This window comes from Phaeobacter sp. SYSU ZJ3003, from assembly GCF_041300735.1.
GTDB lineage: Bacteria > Pseudomonadota > Alphaproteobacteria > Rhodobacterales > Rhodobacteraceae > Phycobacter > Phycobacter gallaeciensis_A.
Genome location: NZ_PXNU01000046.1, coordinates 1 through 19,940 on the forward strand (window position 1 = coordinate 1; position 19,940 = coordinate 19,940).

At 61.7% G+C, this 19,940-nt stretch carries 18 protein-coding genes and 1 pseudogene; 9 read left to right on the top strand and 10 right to left on the bottom strand.

The window, feature by feature from the left end:
- From C6W91_RS16025 to C6W91_RS16060, 8 genes and pseudogenes are all read right to left on the bottom strand, one after another.
- Nucleotides 1-476, bottom strand: a 476-nt coding sequence (locus tag C6W91_RS16025; RefSeq protein WP_370571127.1) for an ATP-binding protein, incomplete at its 3' end; no start/stop codon positions are given.
- A pseudogene (gene istA / locus C6W91_RS16030) lies at nucleotides 406-1,787 on the bottom strand (IS21 family transposase). The pseudogene istA and the gene C6W91_RS16025, both read right to left, overlap by 71 nt.
- A gap of 365 nt (nucleotides 1,788-2,152) precedes the next feature.
- Nucleotides 2,153-2,389: a thioredoxin family protein gene (locus tag C6W91_RS16035; protein WP_065271767.1), complete on the bottom strand. Its 237-nt coding sequence runs from the start codon at nucleotides 2,387-2,389 to the stop codon at nucleotides 2,153-2,155.
- A gap of 34 nt (nucleotides 2,390-2,423) precedes the next feature.
- On the bottom strand, nucleotides 2,424-3,482 hold the full coding sequence (locus C6W91_RS16040; protein WP_065271766.1) for a permease: 1,059 nt from the start codon (nucleotides 3,480-3,482) through the stop codon (nucleotides 2,424-2,426).
- Entirely contained in the window at nucleotides 3,479-3,766 is a 288-nt protein-coding gene (locus tag C6W91_RS16045; RefSeq protein WP_274840291.1) for a helix-turn-helix transcriptional regulator, read from the bottom strand. The genes C6W91_RS16040 and C6W91_RS16045 overlap by 4 nt, the downstream gene beginning before the upstream one ends.
- A gap of 254 nt (nucleotides 3,767-4,020) precedes the next feature.
- Nucleotides 4,021-4,668 carry a class I SAM-dependent methyltransferase gene (locus C6W91_RS16050; protein WP_065271764.1) on the bottom strand — a complete coding sequence of 216 codons (648 nt, stop codon included), beginning with the start codon at nucleotides 4,666-4,668 and terminating at the stop codon, nucleotides 4,021-4,023.
- A complete protein-coding gene (locus tag C6W91_RS16055) occupies nucleotides 4,661-5,890 on the bottom strand; it encodes a DUF3419 family protein (RefSeq protein ID WP_065271763.1) in 1,230 nt (409 codons plus the stop codon). Before C6W91_RS16055 ends, C6W91_RS16050 begins: the two co-directional genes overlap by 8 nt.
- A gap of 12 nt (nucleotides 5,891-5,902) precedes the next feature.
- On the bottom strand, nucleotides 5,903-6,718 hold the full coding sequence (locus C6W91_RS16060) for a UDP-2,3-diacylglucosamine diphosphatase (protein ID WP_274840739.1): 816 nt from the start codon (nucleotides 6,716-6,718) through the stop codon (nucleotides 5,903-5,905).
- Between the two features lie 311 nt (nucleotides 6,719-7,029).
- On the opposite strand from C6W91_RS16060, the gene C6W91_RS16065 reads away from it, so the two are divergent.
- The 9 genes from C6W91_RS16065 (at nucleotide 7,030) to C6W91_RS16105 (ending at nucleotide 17,177) form a co-directional block, all read left to right on the top strand.
- Nucleotides 7,030-8,676 carry a phosphoethanolamine transferase gene (locus tag C6W91_RS16065; protein WP_370571128.1) on the top strand — a complete coding sequence of 549 codons (1,647 nt, stop codon included), beginning with the start codon at nucleotides 7,030-7,032 and terminating at the stop codon, nucleotides 8,674-8,676.
- Nucleotides 8,673-9,080: a diacylglycerol kinase gene (locus tag C6W91_RS16070; protein ID WP_274840293.1), complete on the top strand. Its 408-nt coding sequence runs from the start codon at nucleotides 8,673-8,675 to the stop codon at nucleotides 9,078-9,080. Before C6W91_RS16065 ends, C6W91_RS16070 begins: the two co-directional genes overlap by 4 nt.
- Nucleotides 9,081-9,355: 275 nt before the next feature.
- Nucleotides 9,356-10,459 (top strand): transporter substrate-binding protein, encoded by a 1,104-nt coding sequence (locus C6W91_RS16075; RefSeq protein ID WP_274840294.1) that lies wholly within the window; start codon nucleotides 9,356-9,358, stop codon nucleotides 10,457-10,459.
- The gene (locus C6W91_RS16080; protein WP_274840295.1) at nucleotides 10,456-11,028 is read left to right on the top strand and encodes an ANTAR domain-containing response regulator; all 573 of its coding nucleotides are present in this window, start codon (nucleotides 10,456-10,458) and stop codon (nucleotides 11,026-11,028) included. The genes C6W91_RS16075 and C6W91_RS16080 overlap by 4 nt, the downstream gene beginning before the upstream one ends.
- Nucleotides 11,025-11,930, top strand: a complete 906-nt coding sequence (locus C6W91_RS16085) for an ABC transporter permease (protein WP_370571121.1) — start codon at nucleotides 11,025-11,027, stop codon at nucleotides 11,928-11,930. Before C6W91_RS16080 ends, C6W91_RS16085 begins: the two co-directional genes overlap by 4 nt.
- Nucleotides 11,930-12,850 (top strand): ABC transporter permease, encoded by a 921-nt coding sequence (locus C6W91_RS16090; RefSeq protein WP_065271757.1) that lies wholly within the window; start codon nucleotides 11,930-11,932, stop codon nucleotides 12,848-12,850. Before C6W91_RS16085 ends, C6W91_RS16090 begins: the two co-directional genes overlap by 1 nt.
- A gap of 30 nt (nucleotides 12,851-12,880) precedes the next feature.
- A complete protein-coding gene (locus tag C6W91_RS16095; protein ID WP_065271756.1) occupies nucleotides 12,881-14,506 on the top strand; it encodes an ABC transporter substrate-binding protein in 1,626 nt (541 codons plus the stop codon).
- Between the two features lie 2 nt (nucleotides 14,507-14,508).
- Nucleotides 14,509-15,450 carry an acetamidase/formamidase family protein gene (locus C6W91_RS16100; RefSeq protein ID WP_065271755.1) on the top strand — a complete coding sequence of 314 codons (942 nt, stop codon included), beginning with the start codon at nucleotides 14,509-14,511 and terminating at the stop codon, nucleotides 15,448-15,450.
- Nucleotides 15,447-17,177 (top strand): ABC transporter ATP-binding protein, encoded by a 1,731-nt coding sequence (locus C6W91_RS16105; RefSeq protein ID WP_065271754.1) that lies wholly within the window; start codon nucleotides 15,447-15,449, stop codon nucleotides 17,175-17,177. The genes C6W91_RS16100 and C6W91_RS16105 overlap by 4 nt, the downstream gene beginning before the upstream one ends.
- A gap of 87 nt (nucleotides 17,178-17,264) precedes the next feature.
- On the opposite strand, the gene C6W91_RS16110 is transcribed toward C6W91_RS16105, so the two are convergent.
- Both C6W91_RS16110 and C6W91_RS16115 read right to left on the bottom strand, forming a co-directional pair.
- Nucleotides 17,265-18,410: an iron-containing alcohol dehydrogenase gene (locus C6W91_RS16110; RefSeq protein ID WP_065271753.1), complete on the bottom strand. Its 1,146-nt coding sequence runs from the start codon at nucleotides 18,408-18,410 to the stop codon at nucleotides 17,265-17,267.
- Nucleotides 18,411-18,552: 142 nt separating this feature from the next.
- Nucleotides 18,553-19,935 carry an aldehyde dehydrogenase family protein gene (locus C6W91_RS16115; protein WP_065271752.1) on the bottom strand — a complete coding sequence of 461 codons (1,383 nt, stop codon included), beginning with the start codon at nucleotides 19,933-19,935 and terminating at the stop codon, nucleotides 18,553-18,555.
- Between the last annotated feature and the right edge of the window lie 5 nt (nucleotides 19,936-19,940).

A 19,940-nucleotide genomic window follows, 5' to 3' on the forward strand; every position in this document is an offset into this window, starting at 1 on the left:
GGGCACAGCAGATCTGCCGTGCGTACCTGTCGATCGGCGCGGGCTTCCGTATCGAGTTTGTTCACCAGGTCCACAACGTTGAAGAAGCACTCCCGTCTGCCGCGGCGGATGCACGACCGGGCGATGCTGACGGCCAGGTGGGACTTACCGGTCCCGGTGCCGCCGATCAGCACGACATTGCGTTGCTGCGCCAGAAACTCTCCGGTCGCCAGATCACGGACCAGCACCTCGTTGACCGGCGTGCCTTCGAAGCTCAACTCATCGACTTCTTTCGTCAGGGGCAGCTTGGCCATCTTCATCTGGTATTTGATTGAGCGCGCCTGCTTCTCACTGATCTCGGCGTTCAGCAGATCGCCGATGATCTGTTGCGGTTCGTGCTGGCGCTTCACCGCCGTGGCGATGGTCTCATCGTAGGCGGCCTTCATGCCGTAGACCTTCAGCTGGCTCATCGCGTCCAGCACTTGTGATCTTTCTATGGTTGGGTCTCCTTAGGCTGTCATAGCGTTTGCAGTCGGCCACGGGCTCGCAGGTCAATCGCAGCGCGTCGGGCGTATCGATGGTCAGCGGCGGCGGCGGCTCACGATGTCGGGCCAGAATGTTGATGACGACCGAGGCCGCGGGAGCCCCTTCGTTCAGCGCTTCGGCACAGGCAGCCCCCACTGCATTCAGCCATCGGTTGGGATTATGCTCAGGATCTGGACCATTTGCCGGTCGCCATTCGGCGCCTTGCCAAGCTTGTGCTGAATGCGCCTGATCGCTGATGACAATTCCCAATCCTTGAAGGGCGCACCATTCCTGAGCGCTCCGGGCTTGCGGGCCAGCACCGGGATATAATGCAGCGGGTCGTAAATGGCCTTGTCGCGCCCGAAGGCTCGGGCGTGCTGTCCCACGATCTTGCCGTCCTGCCAGAACTCGACCCGCTCGGCATAGGCGCGGATCTCGACGGGCCGACCGACGGTGGGGCCATCCACCGAGTACCGGTTCTTGTCGAAGCGGACGAGGCAGGTCTTCGAGACTGACGCCGGAACGGAATGGAAGCCGTCGAACGGGCCGACGTAGGGCACCAGGCTCGCGCTCGTCTTGGAACACTTCCCAGATCGTTCGATCCCGAAGCTCCTGGTGCGGATGGGACTTGGCCCAGGCAACGCAGCGATCCTCGAGCCAGGCATTGAGTTCGGCGTAGCTCTTGAACTTGGGCTGCGGCACGAAGAACCGTCGCCGGACAACCCCAACCTGGTTCTCGACCTATCCCTTCTCCCAGCCAGAGGCAGGTGTGCAGGCGACTGGGTCGACCAAGTAGTGACCGCACATCTGCTGGAACCGCCGGTTGTACGCGCGCTCGCGGCCGACGAAGATCGTGTCCACCGCGGTCTTCATGTTATCGTAGATACCCCGCGCGCAGGCTCCGCCGAAGAAGGCTAAGGCCTTGTCGTGGGCGTCGAAGACCATCTCCTGCGTCTCGCGCGGGTAGGCCCGGACGAACAACATACGGCTGTGGCAAAGCCGGACATGCGCCACCTTCACGGTTGTCGTCGCCCCATCGATCACCACAATCTCGTGGCTCCAGTCGAACTGGTAGGCCTCGCCTGGATTGAAGATTAGCGCCACATAGGCAGCGGCCGAGGCCTCCTGTTCCTCTTTAGACCAAGTGGTCGCATATCGCCGGATCGGATCACCTTACGTACCGTGTTCCACGAAACCCGCAGATCCCGGCAGATCTGCTTGATCGGCTTCCTGTCCTGAAAATACGCCCGCCGGATCTTTGCTATCGTCTCCACGACCAACATCCCACTCTGTGCTCCCCGATAACCTCGGGAGCATCATTCACATCAGTATAAGGGGGTCATTTTTGGACGCCGATTTCCCGCTACGGGGTCAAAATTGCATGCTTGTTCACATGCAGACAGCAAATCGCAGCTTACGTCAGTGTCTAAATTTCAGGGGTAGCTTAGTCGGACGGCTGCCCTCAGTGAGCTGCACAGAGGACGTCACGTGTACTACATCTTTGGCGAGATGCCGCATGCCAGCCTCCGCAACGGCGGGAAACCACCAGCCTGTTGCGACTGGCTTTGCGTCCGGTTTGCGACTGTTGACTTGGCGCATCGTCCGCGGTGTCCAGGCAAATTGGCTGCTAAAGCTTAGATCCGGCTGCTCAGGCGGTTAGCCATTGCTCCAGCTTGGCCGGGTCGGGAAGTCCGCCCACATGGACAAGCTTGCCGTCCACCGCGAGCCCGGGTGTCGACATGACACCTGCCATTGCGATGGATTTCGCGTCCGTCACCTTTTCGAGGGTGATTTCAACGCCCAGTTTCGCTGCTGCGTCGCGGACCATGTTCTCTGTGGTTTCACAGCGCTTGCAGCCGGGACCGTAGACTTTGACAGATTTCACGGGATGTCCTTTCAAGAGCGGATCTATGGGGCGTTCACAGAAGGAAGTTGAACAGATAGCCAGTGGCGAGAATACCGGCGGCAACAATGGCGATAAAAATCGCGATCAGACGTAGGGTCAGCACCTGTTTGAGAATTATCATTTCGGGCAGCGATAGGGCGATCACCGACATCATGAAAGCAAGCGTCGTGCCAAGGGCCGCGCCCTTGCCAAGCAGTGCCTCGACGATGGGAATGACACCCGCGGCATTGGTGTACATCGGCACGCCCAAGACGACCGCCGCCGGCACTGACCACCATGCCTCACCGCCCATGATTTTCAGCATCATCGCTTCGGGGACATACCCGTGGATCAGCGCGCCAATTCCGATCCCGATCAGCACCCAGATCCAGACTTTGCCGACAATTTCACGGACTTGCTCTGCGCCGGTTTTCAACCTGTCGACGAAAGTAACCGTCTCCTCGGGGAGGGCACCAACAGGACCTGCATTCAGGTCGCTCACCCAGTCCTGCAGATAGCGTTCCAGTCGCATCTTTCCCATCACGTAGCCGGTGACGGTTGCGATCGTGAAACCGAATACAAGGTAGATCGTGGCGATTTTCCATCCCACCAGAGCATAGAGCAGCCCAAGTCCGACCGGGCCGACCATCGGGCCGGCAATCAGGAACGAAAACGTCACGCCCAAGGGAACCCCTGCGGAGACGAAACCGATGAAAAGGGGCACGGATGAGCAAGAACAAAACGGTGTCAGAACACCAAGAAAGGCGGCCAGCGGATAGCCAAAGAACTCCCGCTTGCCAGCCAGGATGGCACGCGTCTTTTCGGGGCTGAACCAGCTACGCAGGACACCCGTCACGAAGACGATGCCGGTAAGAAGCAGGAGCACTTTCGGGACGTCATATACGAAGAAGGTGATCGCCTCGCCGGTGTGACTGTCACGGGCAACGGGCAAAAGGCTGGTGACCCATTCAGAAAACGGGATCAACTGCCCGTATACCAGCCAGCCAACGACCGCGGCCCCGACAACAGCCGCATACCACAGCCAATCCGGTGTCGTATGCTTCGCGGGGAGTCCTTGGGTATCTGTGGTCATGCCATCTCCTGTTTGAGAGAGTTTTCCGCCAGCAAGACCGCAGAGATGACAGCCGCGATTTCTGCCGGGATATTCGGGTTCTGACGATACCTGACCCATTGAGCGTCTCGCCGGTCGATAACCAGACCAGCTTCGCGCAGCACCTTCATGTGTCGCGACATGCGGCTTTGGCTTACATCAAGCCGCTCCATCAACTCACAGACGCAGTGCTCGCCGCCATCCCAAACGATGGCGAGGGCGGCGCGGCGGGTCGAGTCATAAATGGCGTTTAGGATCTCTTGCATGACGCATGTATATGCGGCCTACCGCATATGCGCGTTGATCCACGTCAACTGGCCCCATTGGGTGAATCTCTGGATCTCAGCCTGTGGTGCTTGCTCAGCGAAGTCTGCTTCTTTGGGGCGCGGCATCGCCGCGGTGACAACCAGTTGTGCACCCCGGAATGCCTTGTCTGTGATCGGTTTTTTGCCGGTGCTGCCTGAAAGAGGCAGCGGTCCGCAGCAGGCCCGGAGAGCCGCGCCGTGGTCTAGCCATCAGGTCAACGCGGCCTGCGCAGCACGCCATACTGCGCATAGCCGCGGTAAAGCTGGCGATGCTCTGCCGTGCCGCCGGTCTCTGCGGCAATCCTGTGCAGGGTGGTTTTAAGGTTCAGCCGCGGACTGACGTGAAATTTCGCCAGCCATCGGCGCAGGGATGCTTCGAACCAGTCGGGCCATCCGGACTGATCCGAGAAATCCACCACATGCAGTTCACCGCCGGGCCTCAGATGCGCGGCCGCCATGCGCAGGGCGGTCTTCCAGTCCGGGATCATCGAAATCCCGTAGGAGACAAAGATCCGGTCGAACCGGGGGCGCTGAAACAGCGTGGCACCGTCAAAATCGCAGGCGTCTGCCTGAGCCAGCTGTGCCCGGTCTTTCAATTTCGCCTGTGCCGAACGCAGCATCTGGGACGAAATATCCAACCCGTAAAAGGCACAATGCGGGTATCTGCGGGCCGCCAGATGCAGGTTGCGCCCGGTGCCGCAGGCCACCTCCAGGATATGTGCACCTTCCTTGGGGGCGAGGTCTGCAATCAAACGGTCGCGTCCGAACAGGTAGTATTTGCGGGTCAGATCATAAATCATCCGTTGATGGCGGTAGGTCTGATCCATCAGATCAGCGTGGGTATCGGGCGCTGAATCAAACATGGGAAGGCCCTTTGTAGCGGTAGAGGTGGAAGGCGCCGTAGATGGCAGAACGATCCTCTGCCGTGCCTTTGGCCGAGGCTTCGGCGTCATAGGCCCATTGGTTCAGAAGATCGGGCCTGACCCGGCCGGGCAGGATATTAGCGCTGCCGCCGGTGCGGAAAATCACCCGTGCGCCCAGTCTTGCCGTGCGGGTGATCTGCGCCCAGAGCGCATTCAACTGCGTATCATTCATCCAGTCCTGCGCATCCAGCAGCACGTAGCCGTCCTTGCACCCGTCCGGTTCGGCTTCCAGCAGATCGGTGAGGGAGCGGTTCACGATCCGTCCGTTGTCTGCACTCTGCCGCAGAGCCTCGAAGTTCTCCCGGCTCAGGTAGGGGGGCAGTGATCCATCCGGGGCGGGGTCGTATTGCCGGGCAAAGGCCTGCCAGGCGAAATAATTCTCCCGGATCGGGAAATCGCACATCAGCTTGCGCACCCGTTCGCGCAGTACTGGCAGGACGTCGCCACCACCGTCAGCGGCGAGCTTGTCATACTGCGCCGGCGGGATGCCAAGGCCGAACAGGGCGGCGCGGAACCCGGCCAGTTTGCGCACCAGCCACATGTCGAACAGCGGCGCGATCTCTTCATCGAAAAACGCCTGCTGGTCCTCTAACGTCCGCGCTGCCAGAAGCGGCGCAAAGTCTACGCGGCCAAGGCGGGCCACCAGATGCACGGCGCCGAGGAAACGCCCCAGCAGACCGTGCCGGTAAAACCGGTTTTGAAACACGGAGATCCGGCGGCGGATCGGTTGCCGCGCGTCCCAGAAATCCCGCGTGTGCGGGTCAAGATTGGGGCGGATGTAGCGGTCATAGAGCGCTACGTTGCTGGCCAGATCGGCTCGGGCAAAGAACTGGTAGAACGCCGCATGATCCGGCAGGCAGCGCGCTGCGGTCAGTTTCAGCTGCCCCAGCGCCACATGGGCAGGCGATAGATCGACGGCGGTAACCGACGCGGCGCCTGCAGTGAGATAGGACATTAGGTTGCAGCTGCCGGACGCGATACAGACCAGATTGTCTCCCGGCTTGATATTCAAGGCTGCCATATCGACAACCGGATCTTCCCAGATCTGCGGATAGACAAGGCCCAGGAACAGCCGCGAGAACAGATGCTCCAGCCGTCCGGTTGCGGCATCGCCATCCTGCAAAACGGCAGCATCCAGCCGCGCCTGTGCGGTCGTACTCATCGGGGGCACCTCTCATACATTTTCAAGTTGCCTGTCTTTTTCGGACTGTTTGTCCTTGCGCCGCGCCCGGCGGCTGCGGTGATGGGCGCGGCGGGCCGAGCGGGTCCAGTCGATCAGCACCAGTTGCCCGTCTTCCTGTTCCGCCACGGCAGTGCAGCTCTCGACCCAATCGCCGGTGTTGACGTAGGAAATCTCGCCAATATCGCGGAGGGCGGCGCTGTGGATATGACCGCAGATAACCCCGTCATAACCACCGCGCCGGGCCTCGGCAGTCAGGACGTTTTCATATTCGCTGATGAAATTGACCGCCTGTTTGACCTGATGCTTGGCCCATTTGGACAAGGACCAGTATTGCCCGCCCCAAAGATGCCGAAGCCGGTTGATGCGGGTGTTGAGCCAGAGCATGAAATCGTAGGCCCGGTCTCCAAGGTGGGCCAACCATTTTGCATTGACCACCACGGAATCGAACTGGTCGCCATGGGTCACCAGATAGCGTTTGTTGTCGGCGGCGATGAAATCTGCCGTCTGCACCACCTCGATGCCGCCGAAATGCGTCCCGAGGTAGGAGCGCAGGAATTCGTCGTGATTGCCGGGGATCAGATAGATGTCCGCGCCATCATGGGCCTTTGCCAGGATTGCCTGCACCACATCATTATGGGCCTGGGGCCACAGGAAGCCTTTGCGCTGGATCCGCCAGGCGTCGATGATGTCCCCCACCAGGTAATAGCTGTCCGCGTCGTGACTGTTGAGGAAGTCCAGCAACAGTTCGGCCTGGCACCCCGGGGTACCCAGATGGATGTCAGACAGAAAGAGGGTGCGGTACTTCATCGTGCTCGCCCGTGCTGCTGCGCGTGGCGCCAGAGGTACCGCAGCTAATTGACAGAAGCATGACGTTCCTGGCCCGGCGCGTTTCGGCCGACCCGGAGAGATGTAAGGTTACTGAAAGCTTGCTGCGGCATCCGGTGGCGCAGGTAAAGGCTTGTCATCAGTTCTTTCGTCCGCGCCGCGCCAGCCGCAATGGCCGGAGATTTCCGGTGATCGAGGCAACGAAGCGTCCCAGGCGACAGCAGCTGAAGACGGCCCAGACCAGATATATTTTACCGGAGGTATGCCCCTTGCATGGACGATTTGCCGAAGCCGTGAGAAGGCTGAACGCCCGCCTGCCACAGGTCAGGCGACCGGAGCTGTCGCCAACGATGCTCAACATACTGGTCGCCACTTATATGCTGGTGGCCTTCAACGCGGCGTTCTGGAGGCACCTCTCGACGCTGTTCGAGGGCGCGCCGATGAATGTGGTGCTGTTCGGGGCTGCGGTCTGGATGCTGACGTTCTTTACCCTCAGCCCGTTCAGCTGGCCGCGCGTGCAGCGCCCGGTGGCTGCCATTCTCATTCTTCTGGCGGCGGCGGCCTCATGGTATCAGGGGCACCTGGGCATCATGATCGACAAGCTGATGATCCAGAACGTGATGAACACTACCTATGCGGAATCCCGGCAACTGATCACGCTGCCCTATCTGCGTTACATGGGGCTGACAGGCGTGCTGCCCGCTGCCTTGCTGTTCTGGCCGCGCATCACCTATCCGAAGTTCCGGCATATCCTGTGGAAGCTGCCGCTGACTGCTGTCGCAAGCTTCGCGATGACGTTCGGTTTCCTGTTCGTCAACCTCAAGGCAAATGCCTCGGTCATCCGAGAGCATCACGAGTTGATGGGCAGCTACCAGCCCGGCGCCACCATTGGCGCCATCGCCCGCTACGCCAAGATGGAAATCCGGGTCAGCAACACAGAGGTCGCACCGCTGGGACAGGATGCAGCCAAGGGGGAAGACCTGCTGGCGGCTAAAAAACCGGTTCTGCTGGTGATCTTCGCCGGAGAGACCGCCCGCGCGCAGAATTTCGCGCTGAACGGGTATGCGCGGAACACCACGCCGCAGCTGGCGGGGCTTGATCTCCTTAATTTCAGCGAAACCTCGTCCTGTGGAACATCGACGGCGGTGTCGCTGCCCTGCATGTTTTCCGCGCTGGGCCGGAGTGACTACAGCCACCGCGCCTTCATGGGGCAGGAGAATCTTCTGGATGTGCTGGATCATGCCGGGGTGCAGCCTGTGTGGATCGACAACAACACCGGGGATCAGCGGATCGCCCGGCGCACCGGGGCGCGGCAGGTTGATGTTACGCTTGATCCGGCGGCCTGCGCCGATGGGGAATGCAGCGATGCGGCGCTTCTTGGGGCGCTGGCGCAGCAGATCGGAGCGATCAAGGAAGACACCGTGCTGGTGCTGCATATGATCGGCAGCCACGGACCTGCCTACTACAGGCGCTACCCCGAGGCGTTTGCCCGCTTCACGCCTGATTGCAGAACAGCCGAGTTCGACTATTGCACGCCGGAAGAGATCGTGAACGCCTATGACAATACCATCGCCTATACCGACCACATCCTTGCCAAGGCGATTTCAATGCTGAACGCGCAGGACCATGCTCTACCGGCGTTGATGTATATCTCGGATCACGGTGAATCCCTAGGGGAGGGCGGGCTATATCTCCACGCCGCGCCGATGTTCATGGCGCCGGAGGCGCAGACTCGGGTGCCGTTCCTGATGTGGCTGCCGGAAAGCTATCGCGAAGCGATGCATCTGGACGGCGCCTGTCTGAAGGATATGACCGATCAGCCGGTCAGCCAGGACAATCTGTTCCATACGGTCCTGGGTCTCCTCGACATCCGCACCGAGGTCCGGCAGCCGGAGCTGGATCTGGCGTCGCGCTGCCGTATCGCGAGGCCCGCAACATGACGGTACGTGATCAATCGCAGGGCGCAGCTCCGCAAGAGATCCCGCCTGCCGTGACCGGCGTTGCGCATGTCATTGCCGCTGCCCAGTATTCTCTTGGCGGATTGCAGCGGTTGATGGGGGAAACCGCCGCCCGGCTGGAGCTTGTCGCGGGGGCTGGGACGGGGTTCCTGCTGCTTGTTCTTGGGGCCTCTGCTCTACAGCTTGCGGCCTTTGCCATTCTCTTTGCGCTCCTGCTGGCGGTCGAGGCGCTCAATACCGCGATCGAAGTGCTGACCGACCGTATATCGCCCGAATGGTCGGTGCAGGCAAAACACGCAAAGGACCTTGGCTCTCTGGCGGTTGCGCTGCTGATCATTTCCAATGCCTTGTGTGTCGGGGGGATCCTGCTGTCGCTGTTTGGCTAGCCGCAACTCCGGTGCGGCCAAAGATATCATGGGTCAGGCGGGACGGCAGTCTGCGGCGTTATGGGACCGGTAGAAACAGGCGTCAAAGGTCCGCCTTCGCGGCTGCCCAAAAAATCGGCGCCCGCGTCTGAGCCGTCACAAAACGGCCACGAAGAGTTTGACTTCCCGGTCCTGTTAAGCCTTATTGGGCCTACATGGCGACCTGATCGCCGTTGGCAATTGAGCCCCGATCACCCTCTTGCAGGGTGGCGGGGCTTTTTCGTTTGTGGGGTACTATGCTGGAATTCGATCTTGGTCTGGTCTTCTCGACCTCTGGACCCTACGCCGCGCTGGGACAGGCCGGACTGGCGGGGGCCGAGCTGGCCATCGCTGATCTGGAGCGCGAGGGCATTGCCCGAATTGCGCCCGTGGCCTGTGATCCGGCAGGCCGCCCCGAGGCCTATGAGGCGATGACCCGCGATATCCTTGCTGGTGGTGTGTCACACGTGGTGGGTGCCATCACCTCGTGGAGCCGCAAGGACATGATCCCGGTTCTGGAACGCTATGGTGCGATGCTGTGGTACCCGTGCCCCTATGAGGGCTTCGAAAGCAACGATCACGTCGTCTACATGGGGGGCGCGCCGAACCATCATATGATCCCGCTGCTGGACCGGGTGCTGAGCCAAGGCACGCGCCGTGCCTACCTGCTTGGCTCCAACTATGTCTGGGGCTGGGAAACGCTGCGTCTGGCCCGCGAACGGCTGAGCGCCGCCGGGGTTGAGATCGTCGGCGAGCGTTTCGTACCGCTTGGCGATGTGGACTCCGATCTGGCCCTCTCCGAGATCATCGCCGAGCAGCCGGATGTTGTCGTCAATTCGCTGATCGGTCCGTCGAATGAGGCGTTCCTGCGCGGATTGCCCACCGGGCAGCGGCCGACAATCCTGTCCTGTAACCAGTCCGAAGCGGATCTTGATGTGCTGGGCCAATATGGCGACGGGATCATCTCGGCCGGGACCTATTTCGAACCGCTTGGCCCCGAGGATTTCGTGCGCCGTGCCCGGGAAAAATCGCCGAACGGGCGCTGTTCCTGCGTCTTTGCCACCTCCTATGCCAGCGTTCGCATTCTGGCCGAAACCGTCGCGAAAACCGGGACCACCGCGCCAAGGGCGGTGTTCCATGCGGCCTGCGATGCGCGCCATGAAACGGTTCTGGGGCCGGTGCAGATCGACCCCATCACCCGACACGCATCGCTGACACCGCATATCGCGCAGGCCGAGAACGCACAGTTTCATCTGCTGTCTTCTGCCGAGGGCCCCGTCGCTGCGGACCCCTATCTGACCTGCGTTCCCCCTGTATCCGCCCCGCCGCTCCAGACGCCCAGTTTGAGGATCGTAAAATGACCTATAGCTTCGCCGGAAAATACGCTCTTGTCCTGCATCCCAGCGCTGAAATGCGGGATCAACTGGTCCGACGTCTGGGCACGCTTGGCATCAAGGCCGAAGGGCGCTGGCCCGCGCTGGAAGAGGCAGATGTCCGCGCTGACCTGCTGGTTCTGGACCTTGACCGGGCCGAGGACGGACAATTCCCCTGGTCGCCGCAATCTGCGCCTATGCCGATCCTTGGGCTGATCGGGTCGGAAACGCCGGGACGCCTGGAATGGGCCGTGCGGCAGGGTCTGGACGCCTATCTGCCGGTCAATGCCACCGCCAATATCTACTCGGCGCTGGTGCTGGGCTTTGCTCGGTTCAAGGAACGCATGGAAACCCGCCGCCGCGAAGCCGAAAGCAACCGGCGCGCCTCGATGCGGCTGGAGTTGTTGCAGGCGGTCCTTGTCATCATGCGCTCTGAGGGCGTCGATGAGGCGACGGCCCTGAAGAAACTGCGTGCCTTTGCCATGGTAGAGCGCGTCGCCTTGGAAGATGCTGCGGTCCGGTTTCTGGCGCGCCCGGCCATGCGGGGGCAGGCATGACGATGACAGCAGCCACAGACGGTCAGATGACAGCAGGCCGCGGCGCGCGCAGCCGACGTGTGATTTATGAGCTGATGACCCGGCCGCGCTCGGCCTTTGGGATGGTGATCATCATCCTGATGGTGGGCGCCGCGCTGCTGGCGCCGTGGATCATGCCGCATGACCCGTTTGAGCAGAGCTTTGACGGGTTAAGTCTGGCCGGGGCGCCTCTGCCGCCGGGCGCGGATTTCCCGCTGGGCACGGATCTTTTGGGGCGGGATCTGGCTTCGCGGCTTATTCTGGGGACGCGCACCTCACTAATCATCGGTATCCTTGCCAATGGGATCGCGATCCTGCTGGGCGCTGGTGTCGGCATTACCGCAGGCTATTTCGGCGGCTGGATCGGCGCGGTGCTGATGCGCTTTACCGACCTGATGATGGCCTTTCCGGCGCTGCTGCTGGCGATTGTTCTGGCGGCGATCTTTCAGCCCTCGCTGCTGATCGTGGCGCTGGTCATCGCGATGGTGAACTGGGTACAGATGGCACGGGTGATCTATACCGAGACCCGGTCGCTGGCCGAGCGTGATTTCATCACCGTGCAGCGGGCGCTGGGCGCTGGCCACCTGCGCATCCTGTTCAAACACCTGCTGCCGCATCTTTTGTCGTCCATCGTTGTCTTTGGCACCCTGGGAATTTCGACAACGGTCCTGCTGGAGGCGACGCTGTCCTTCCTTGGCGTGGGTGTGCAGCCCCCGATGCCAAGTTGGGGCAATATCATCTTCGAAAACCAGACCTATTTCACCACCGCCCCCTGGCTGGTCTTCTTCCCCGGCATTGCGATCCTGTTGCTGGCGCTGGCCTTTAACCTGGTGGGCGATGCCCTGCGCGACATTCTTGATCCGACCCTGAAAGGACGCCACTGATGCAGGCCTATCTTGTCCGCCGCCTGATGGAGAGCGCGCTGATCCTTCTGGGGATCACGCTGGTGACCTTTATCCTGCTGTATCTTGTGCCGGCCGATCCGGCGCGGCAGATCGCCGGGCGGTCGGCCACCGCCGAAACGGTGCAGAACATCCGCGATCAGCTGGGGCTGAACGATCCCTTTGTCGTGCAGTACTGGAACTACCTGACGGCGCTGTTTCAGGGCGACATGGGGCGCAGCTATCTGCAACGCGCCGAAGTCTCCGAGCTGATCGCCGCGCGGCTGCCTGCCTCCCTGTTGCTGATGGTTGCGGCCATCGTGACCGAGCTGGTGTTCGGCCTGACCATCGGTATCGTCGCGGCCCTGCGCCGCAACAAGCCCGCAGACCACGGGCTGATGATCTTCAGCTTTGTCAGCATCTCGGCGCCGCAATTCGTCATCGGCATTCTGCTGCTCTATGTCTTTGCGGTGAAACTGGGCTGGTTCCCGATTGGCGGTTACGGCACCTTTGGCCATGTGGTGCTGCCTGCGGTGACGCTCGGGTTTCTCGGTGCGGGCTGGTACAGCCGAATGATGCGTTCCAGCATGATCGACGTGCTGGGCCAGGATTTTGTCCGCACCGCGCGGGCCAAGGGGCTGGGCAAGGCCCGTATCATCCTGCGACACGTCATTCCCAATTCCATTCTTCCCATCATCGCGATGATCGGCATCGACATCGGGCTGTTCATGTCCGGCATCGTGGTTGTGGAAAGCGTCTTTGGCTGGCCCGGGATCGGCCAGCTGGCCTGGCAGGCGATCCAGCGCGTGGACATACCGGTCATCATGGGTGTGACCATGGTTTCGGCCACCGCGATCGTTCTGGGCAACCTTCTGGCGGACCTCGTGGCGCCGGCAATCGATCCCCGTATCAAGACCAAATAGAAACGGTAAAACCAACAGAGGACTGAAATCATGAAGAAATTTCTTTTAACCGGTGTCGCCGGACTGGCTTTGTGCGGCCATATGGCAGCCGCAGAGGTGAATGCAGATGCCCCGATGGGTGGCACCATGACCGTCACCTACAAGGACGATGTCGCGACGCTGGACCCCGCCATCGGCTATGACTGGCAGAACTGGTCGATGATCAAATCGCTGTTCGACGGGCTGATGGGCTATGAGCCGGGCACAACGGCGCTGCGCAACGAACTGGCGTCCGACTATGCCATTTCCGAGGACGGTCTGACCCATACCTTCTCCCTGAAGGACGGGATCAAGTTCCACAACGGCCGCGAGATTGTCGCCGAGGATGTGAAATACTCGCTGGAGCGTGTGACCAACCCCGAAACCCGTTCTCCTGGCGCAGGCTTCTTTGGCATGATCGCGGGTTTTGACAGCTGGAACGCGGGCGAAGGCGAGGGGCTTTCGGGCGTCAAGGTGATCGACGACAAGACCATCGAGATCACCCTGTCCCGTCCCGACGCGACCTTTGGCCATGTGATGGCGCTGAACTTTGCCTCCATCGTGCCCAAGGAAGCGGTCGAGGCGGCTGGCGAAGATTTTGGTCGCCAGCCGGTCGGCTCGGGCGCCTTCAAACTGGCGGAATGGGCGCCGGGCCAGCGCGTGGTGTTCGAACGGTTCGCCGATTACCACCGCGCCAACCTGCCCAAGCTGGATCAGGTGACCTTTGAAATCGGACTGGAGCCCACCGTTGCCCTGCTGCGTCTGCAACAGGGGCAGGCGGATGTGCCCGGCGACGGCATCCCACCCGCGCAGTTCCTGCAGGTGATGAACGATCCGGCACAGAAGGATAACGTTATCGAAGGTGGCCAGCTGCACACCGGTTATATCACACTGAACACCCAGATGGCGCCGTTCGACAATGTCGCCGTGCGCAAGGCCGTCAACATGGCGATCAACAAGGACCGTATCGTCAAGCTGATCAACGGCCGTGCGGTTCCGGCAAACCAGCCGCTGCCGCCGTCGATGCCGGGCTACGCCGAGGATTACGAAGGCTATGCCTTTGATCCCGCCGCCGCCAAGGAAATGCTGGCCGAGGCTGGTTTTGCCGATGGGTTCACCACCGAGCTTTACGTGATGAACGTCGATCCCAACCCGCGGATTGCACAGGCGATCCAGCAGGACCTGAAGGAAATCGGTGTCACCGCCGAGATCCGCAGCCTGGCACAGGCCAATGTGATCGCCGCAGGCGGTGAGGCGGATCAGGCGCCGATGATCTGGTCCGGTGGTATGGCCTGGATCGCCGACTTCCCGGATCCGTCGAACTTCTACGGTCCGATCCTGGGTTGTGCCGGCGCGGTTCAGGGCGGCTGGAACTGGTCCTGGTATTGCAACGAGGAACTGGACGCCCGCGCTGCCGAGGCGGACGCCATGACCGGTGCGGAAAACGCTGACGCCCGGATCGAGGCGTGGAAATCCATCTATCTGGATGTGATGGCGGATGCCCCCTGGGTGCCGGTCTTCAACGAGCAACGCTTCACCCTGACCTCGGACAAGATCGCGGGCGACGACAGCCTGTTCGTTGATCCGGTCCATATTCCGGTCAACTATGACTACATCTACTCGAAGGATGCTGAATAAAAATGTGTAAGCACTGTGATTACACGATCCACGGTGCACACCATCACGGGTGGGACAATTCGCTCCCGCCCGTGGAAACGGTGGCTCCCGGATCGCGCCTGCATTTCCAATGTCTCGACAGTTCGGGCGGGCAGTTCAACAAGGACAGCACCAGCGCCGATGTGCCCAATCTGGATTTTGGCAAGATCAACCCGGTTACCGGGCCGATCTATGTCGATGGGGCCAAACCCGGCGATGTGTTAAAGGTCAAGATCGAAGCCTTCCACCCCTCGGGGTTCGGCTGGACCGCGAATATTCCGGGCTTTGGCCTGCTCGCCGATCAGTTCACCGATCCCTATCTCAAGGTCTGGGATTACGATCCGGAAACGCTGGCGCCGTCGCTGTTCTCCGATCTGGCCAAGGTGCCGCTAAAACCCTTTGCCGGGACTATAGGTCTGGCCCCGGCCGAGGCAGGCCTGCATTCGGTGGTGCCTCCGCGCCGCATGGGCGGGAATCTCGATATCCGTGATCTGGCGGCGGGCACCACGCTGTATCTGCCGGTGGAATGCGAAGGGGCGCTGTTCTCCATCGGGGATACCCACGCCGCGCAGGGCGATGGCGAGGTTTGCGGCACCGCGATTGAATCGCCGATGGATGTGGAGGTCACGCTGGACGTGGTGAAGGGGGAAACCCTGAACTTCCCGCGTTTTTCCACGCCGGGGCCGGTGACGCGCCATCTTGATGCCAAAGGGTATGAAGTCACCACAGGCATCGGCAATGACATGATGCAGGCCGCGAAGGATGCTGTCAGCGCCATGGTCGATCTTCTGGGCCGCACCAAGGGTTTGTCGGCCGAAGATGCCTACCTATTGTGTTCCGTCTGCGGCGATCTGCGGATTTCCGAAATCGTCGACATGCCGAACTGGGTGGTCAGCTTCTACTTCCCGAACGTGGTGTTCGAATGAGCGAGACCGTGCTGACAGTGCGCGACCTGAGTGTTCAGGTCGCCACCCCTTCGGGGGCGAAGACGGTTCTGGATGGGCTGTCTTTTGATCTGAAGCGGGGCGAAACGCTCTGTCTGGCGGGCGAAAGCGGTTCCGGCAAATCCATGACCGCGCTGGCGATCATGGGGCTGTTGCCAGAGCCGATGTGCCGCATCGCGGGCGGCTCGGTGAAACTCGGCGATCTGGAGCTGACGACCCTTGGCCCGCGTGGCTACCGCGATATCCGCAGCGTGCGGGTGGCGATGATCTTTCAGGAGCCGATGACCTCGCTCAACCCGCTGATGACGGTGCAGGACCAGTTGGCCGAGGTGCTGCTGGAACATGGTGCCTGCAATCGCGGCGAAGCCCCTGCGCGGGCGCTGAAATTGCTGCAGGATGTGCAACTGACGGAACCGGAACGGCGGCTGAAGCAATACCCCCACGAATTGTCCGGCGGCATGCGGCAGCGGGTAATGATCGCCATGGCGCTGGCCTGCGATCCCGAGGTTCTGATCGCCGATGAGCCGACTACCGCGCTGGACGTGACGGTGCAGGCAGAGATCCTCGACCTGATCCGCGCCTTGCAAAAGGATCATGGAACCGCTGTGCTAATGATTACCCATGATATGGGCGTGGTGGCGGAAATGGCGGATCGGGTGGTGATCCTGCGCCACGGACAAGAGGTGGAAAGCGCCCCTGTGCGCGATCTCTTTGCCGCCCCGCAAAGCGACTATGCCCGGGAATTGCTGGCCGCGGTTCCCCGTCTTGGCACCGCGCCGCCTCGCCCTGAGATGGAAAAGGGCGCCCCGGTGCTGGAGGTCAGCGATCTGTCGGTGCGGTTCGATATGCGCGGCGGTATCCTCAACCGGGTGCAGGCGCGGGTCCACGCGGTGGAACAGGTGTCCTTTACCGTGCGTGCCGGAGAAACCCTGGCGCTGGTCGGGGAATCCGGCTGTGGCAAATCAACAATTGGCAAGGCCCTGTTGGGGCTGGTGCCATGGCAGGGCTCGATCTCGGTTCTGGGGCAGCAGACCCATGGCATGGGCCCAGGCGCGCTGAAGCCGGTGCGTCGGGACATTCAGATGGTGTTTCAGGACCCCGGTGCCTCGCTGGATGCGCGGATGACCGTTGGCGAGCAAGTGGCCGAACCTCTGGTCATTCACGGTCTGTCCAGTGGATCGGAGATGAGTGACCGCACGGCAGAGCTGTTTCGCCGCGTCGGCCTGTCGCCGGACATGATGCAGCGCTATCCGCATGAGTTTTCCGGCGGGCAACGGCAGAGGATCAACATCGCGCGGGCCTTGTCACTGTCGCCAAAGATCCTTGTCGCGGACGAAAGCGTTTCGGCGCTGGATGTCTCGGTTCAGGCGCAGATTCTGGAGTTGTTGCAAAGCCTGCAGGACGAGGACGGGCTGGCCTTCCTCTTCATCAGCCACGACATGGCGGTGATCGAACAGGTTGCGGACCGGGTCATGGTCATGCGTCTGGGGCAGGTGGTCGAGGAAGGCGTGCGTGATGCGGTGCTGCATTCGCCCCGCCATCCCTATACCCGCCGTTTGCTGTCCGCAGTGCCGGTTCCGGATCCCACGCGGCCTCTGCCAGAACGGCAGGCTGGTGATGCCAGTGGAACGCCCGTGCTACCAGTCGGCCAGTCGCCCGAAAAACTGATCCTGCGTGATCTAGGCGCCGGACACAGGGCCGCCGTCTGACGAGACTAGCACGGGTCCCGAAACGGAAAGGCGCCCCCCTGCAAGACAGGGAGGCGCCTTGGCCGAACGTGCGAATGGACGGCGTCCTTACAGGGCGGCTTTGAACAGCTCTGTAAGGTTTTCTTCGGTCAGCTCGATCGGGTTGCCGCCGCAAGACGGATCGATGATCGCGCCCTTGACCAGTTCGGGGATCGAGGCTTCGGTGACACCCAGATCCGACAGCTTGCGCGGGATGCCGAGGCTGTCGTTCAGTTCCTGCACATAGGCGCGGAAGCCGTCAAAGCCGCCTTCAATACCCAGATAGGCCGCCGCCTGGTTGAACCGGTCGGCAATCACCGGGGCGTTGAAGTCCAGAACCGCAGGCATGCAGACCGCGTTGGTGGTGCCGTGGTGGGTGTTGAAATGCGCGCCGATCGGGTGGCTCATGGCGTGGATGGCGCCAAGGCCCTTCTGGAACGCGGTGGCGCCCATGGCTGCGGCGGACATCATCTGCGCGCGCGCTTCGATATCGGTGCCGTCGGCATAGGCGCGGGGCAGGTAATCCTTCACCAGACGCATGCCTTCCAGCGCGATGCCCTGGGACATCGGGTGGTAATGCGGCGAAGAGAAGGCCTCGACGCAATGGGCAAAGGCATCAAGGCCGGTGCCTGCGGTGATGAACTTCGGCATGCCCACGGTCAGTTCGGGATCGCAGATCACCACGGTGGGCAGCACCTTCGGGTGGAAGATGATCTTCTTCTGATGCGTGACACTGTCGGTGATCACCGAGGCGCGCCCCACTTCGGAGCCGGTGCCAGCCGTGGTCGGCACGGCGATGATCGGCGCGATGGCCTCGGCGTCGGCGCGGGTCCACCAGTCGCCGATATCCTCGAAATCCCAGACCGGGCGGCTTTGGCCGCACATGAAGGCGACCATTTTGCCAAGGTCGAGGCCGGAGCCGCCGCCAAAGGCGATCACGCCGTCATGGCCACCGGCCTTGTAGGCGGCAACACCCGCTTCGAGGTTCTTTTCATTGGGGTTGGGATCAACCTCGGAGAACATGCCACGTCCAAGGCCCGCAGCCTCCATGATGTCCAGTGTGGACTGGGTCACGGGCAGATCCGCCAGTCCCTTGTCGGTGACCAGCAGCGGTTTCTTGATGCCAGCCTGCGCGCAGGCCTCGGCGAGTTCCTTGATCCGGCCAGCGCCGAATTTGATTGCGGTCGGATAGGACCAGTTTCCAACGAGAGACATGGATATTGCCTTTCATAAGGGCCATTAGGCCGGGGGACATTCAGAGTGACACAAGGACCGGGCCCGACCGGGGTGGGCGCGATCGCGCCCGCCGTGGGGGCGGGCGCGGTCCGGGCCGCAGAGCGCCCCGGACGGGATTGGTTCAGCCCGTCACCTTTTTCAGGTGATAGGATTTCGGACGGGTCAGGTTGTGATAGCCGATCACCGACAGGCCGCCGCCACGCCCGGTGTTCTTGCAGCCGGTCCAGCACAGGCCCGGATCGAGATAGTCGGCGCGGTTCATGAAGACGGTGCCGGTCTCGATCTGATCGCCGATGCGCTGGGCGCGGTCCACATCCGAGGTCCAGAGCGATGCCGTGAGGCCGAATTCGCTGTCGTTCATAAGCTTGATGGCTTCCTCGTCCGAGGAGACCTTCATGATGCCCACGACAGGGCCAAAGCTTTCGTCGCGCATCACCCGCATGTCGTGGGTGACATTGGTCAGGATCTGCGGCGTCAGGTAGGCACCGCCGTCATCCTCGGCAAAGGTTTCGATCTGGGCCACGGCGCCCATCTGCAGTGCCTCGGCGATCTGCTCGCGCACTTCCTTGGCGAACCGTACATTGGCCATCGGGCCGATGGAGGTTTCGGGATCCATCGGGTTGCCCAGTTTGTAGCCTTTGACGATCTCGAGCGCCTTGGCGAGGAAGGCGTCATAGACGCTTTCATGCACGTAGATTCGCTCGATCCCGCAGCAGCACTGGCCCGAGTTGAACATTGCCCCATCGATCAGCGTATCGACTGCTGCGTCGATATCCGCGTCTTCCATGACATAGCCCGGATCCTTGCCGCCGAGTTCGGTGCCAACGCCGGTAAAGGTGCCAGCCGCGGCGCGCTCCATCGCCTGACCGCCGCCGACCGAGCCGGTGAAGTTCACGAAATCAAAGGCCTTTGCCGCGATCAGTTCAGAGGTGGTGTCGTGATCCAGGAACACGTTCTGGAACACATCCGCAGGCACGCCCGCCGCGTGGAAGGCTTCTGCCATGCGTTCACCCACCAGCAGGGTTTGCGTCGCGTGTTTCAGCACCACGGTATTGCCCGCTATCAGGGCCGGGGCCACGGTGTTGATCGCGGTCATATAGGGGTAGTTCCAGGGCGCCACGACAAAGACGACGCCTTGGGGAATGCGTTTGATATAGCGTTTGAAGGTCTCGTCTTCGCCCACTTCGATATCGGCCAGCGCTTCCTTGGCGATCTCCGCCATATGCGAGGCGCGCTCGTTGAAGCCGCCGAATTCGCCGCCAAAACGCACGGGGCGACCCATCATATGGGCGAGTTCGGGAACGATCTCGTCGTTCATCTCGCCGACCTTGGCGACACCGGCCATCACCAGGTCGATCCGCTCCTGCAGGGGGCGGGCGGCCCAGGCGGCCTGCGCGGCGCGGGCACGCTCGGCGGCGGCAAAGGCGTCCTCGCGCGAGAGGGTTTCACGCTCTGCAAAAACCGATCCGTCGATCGGCGAGATACATTTCAGTGTCTGGCTCATGCCAT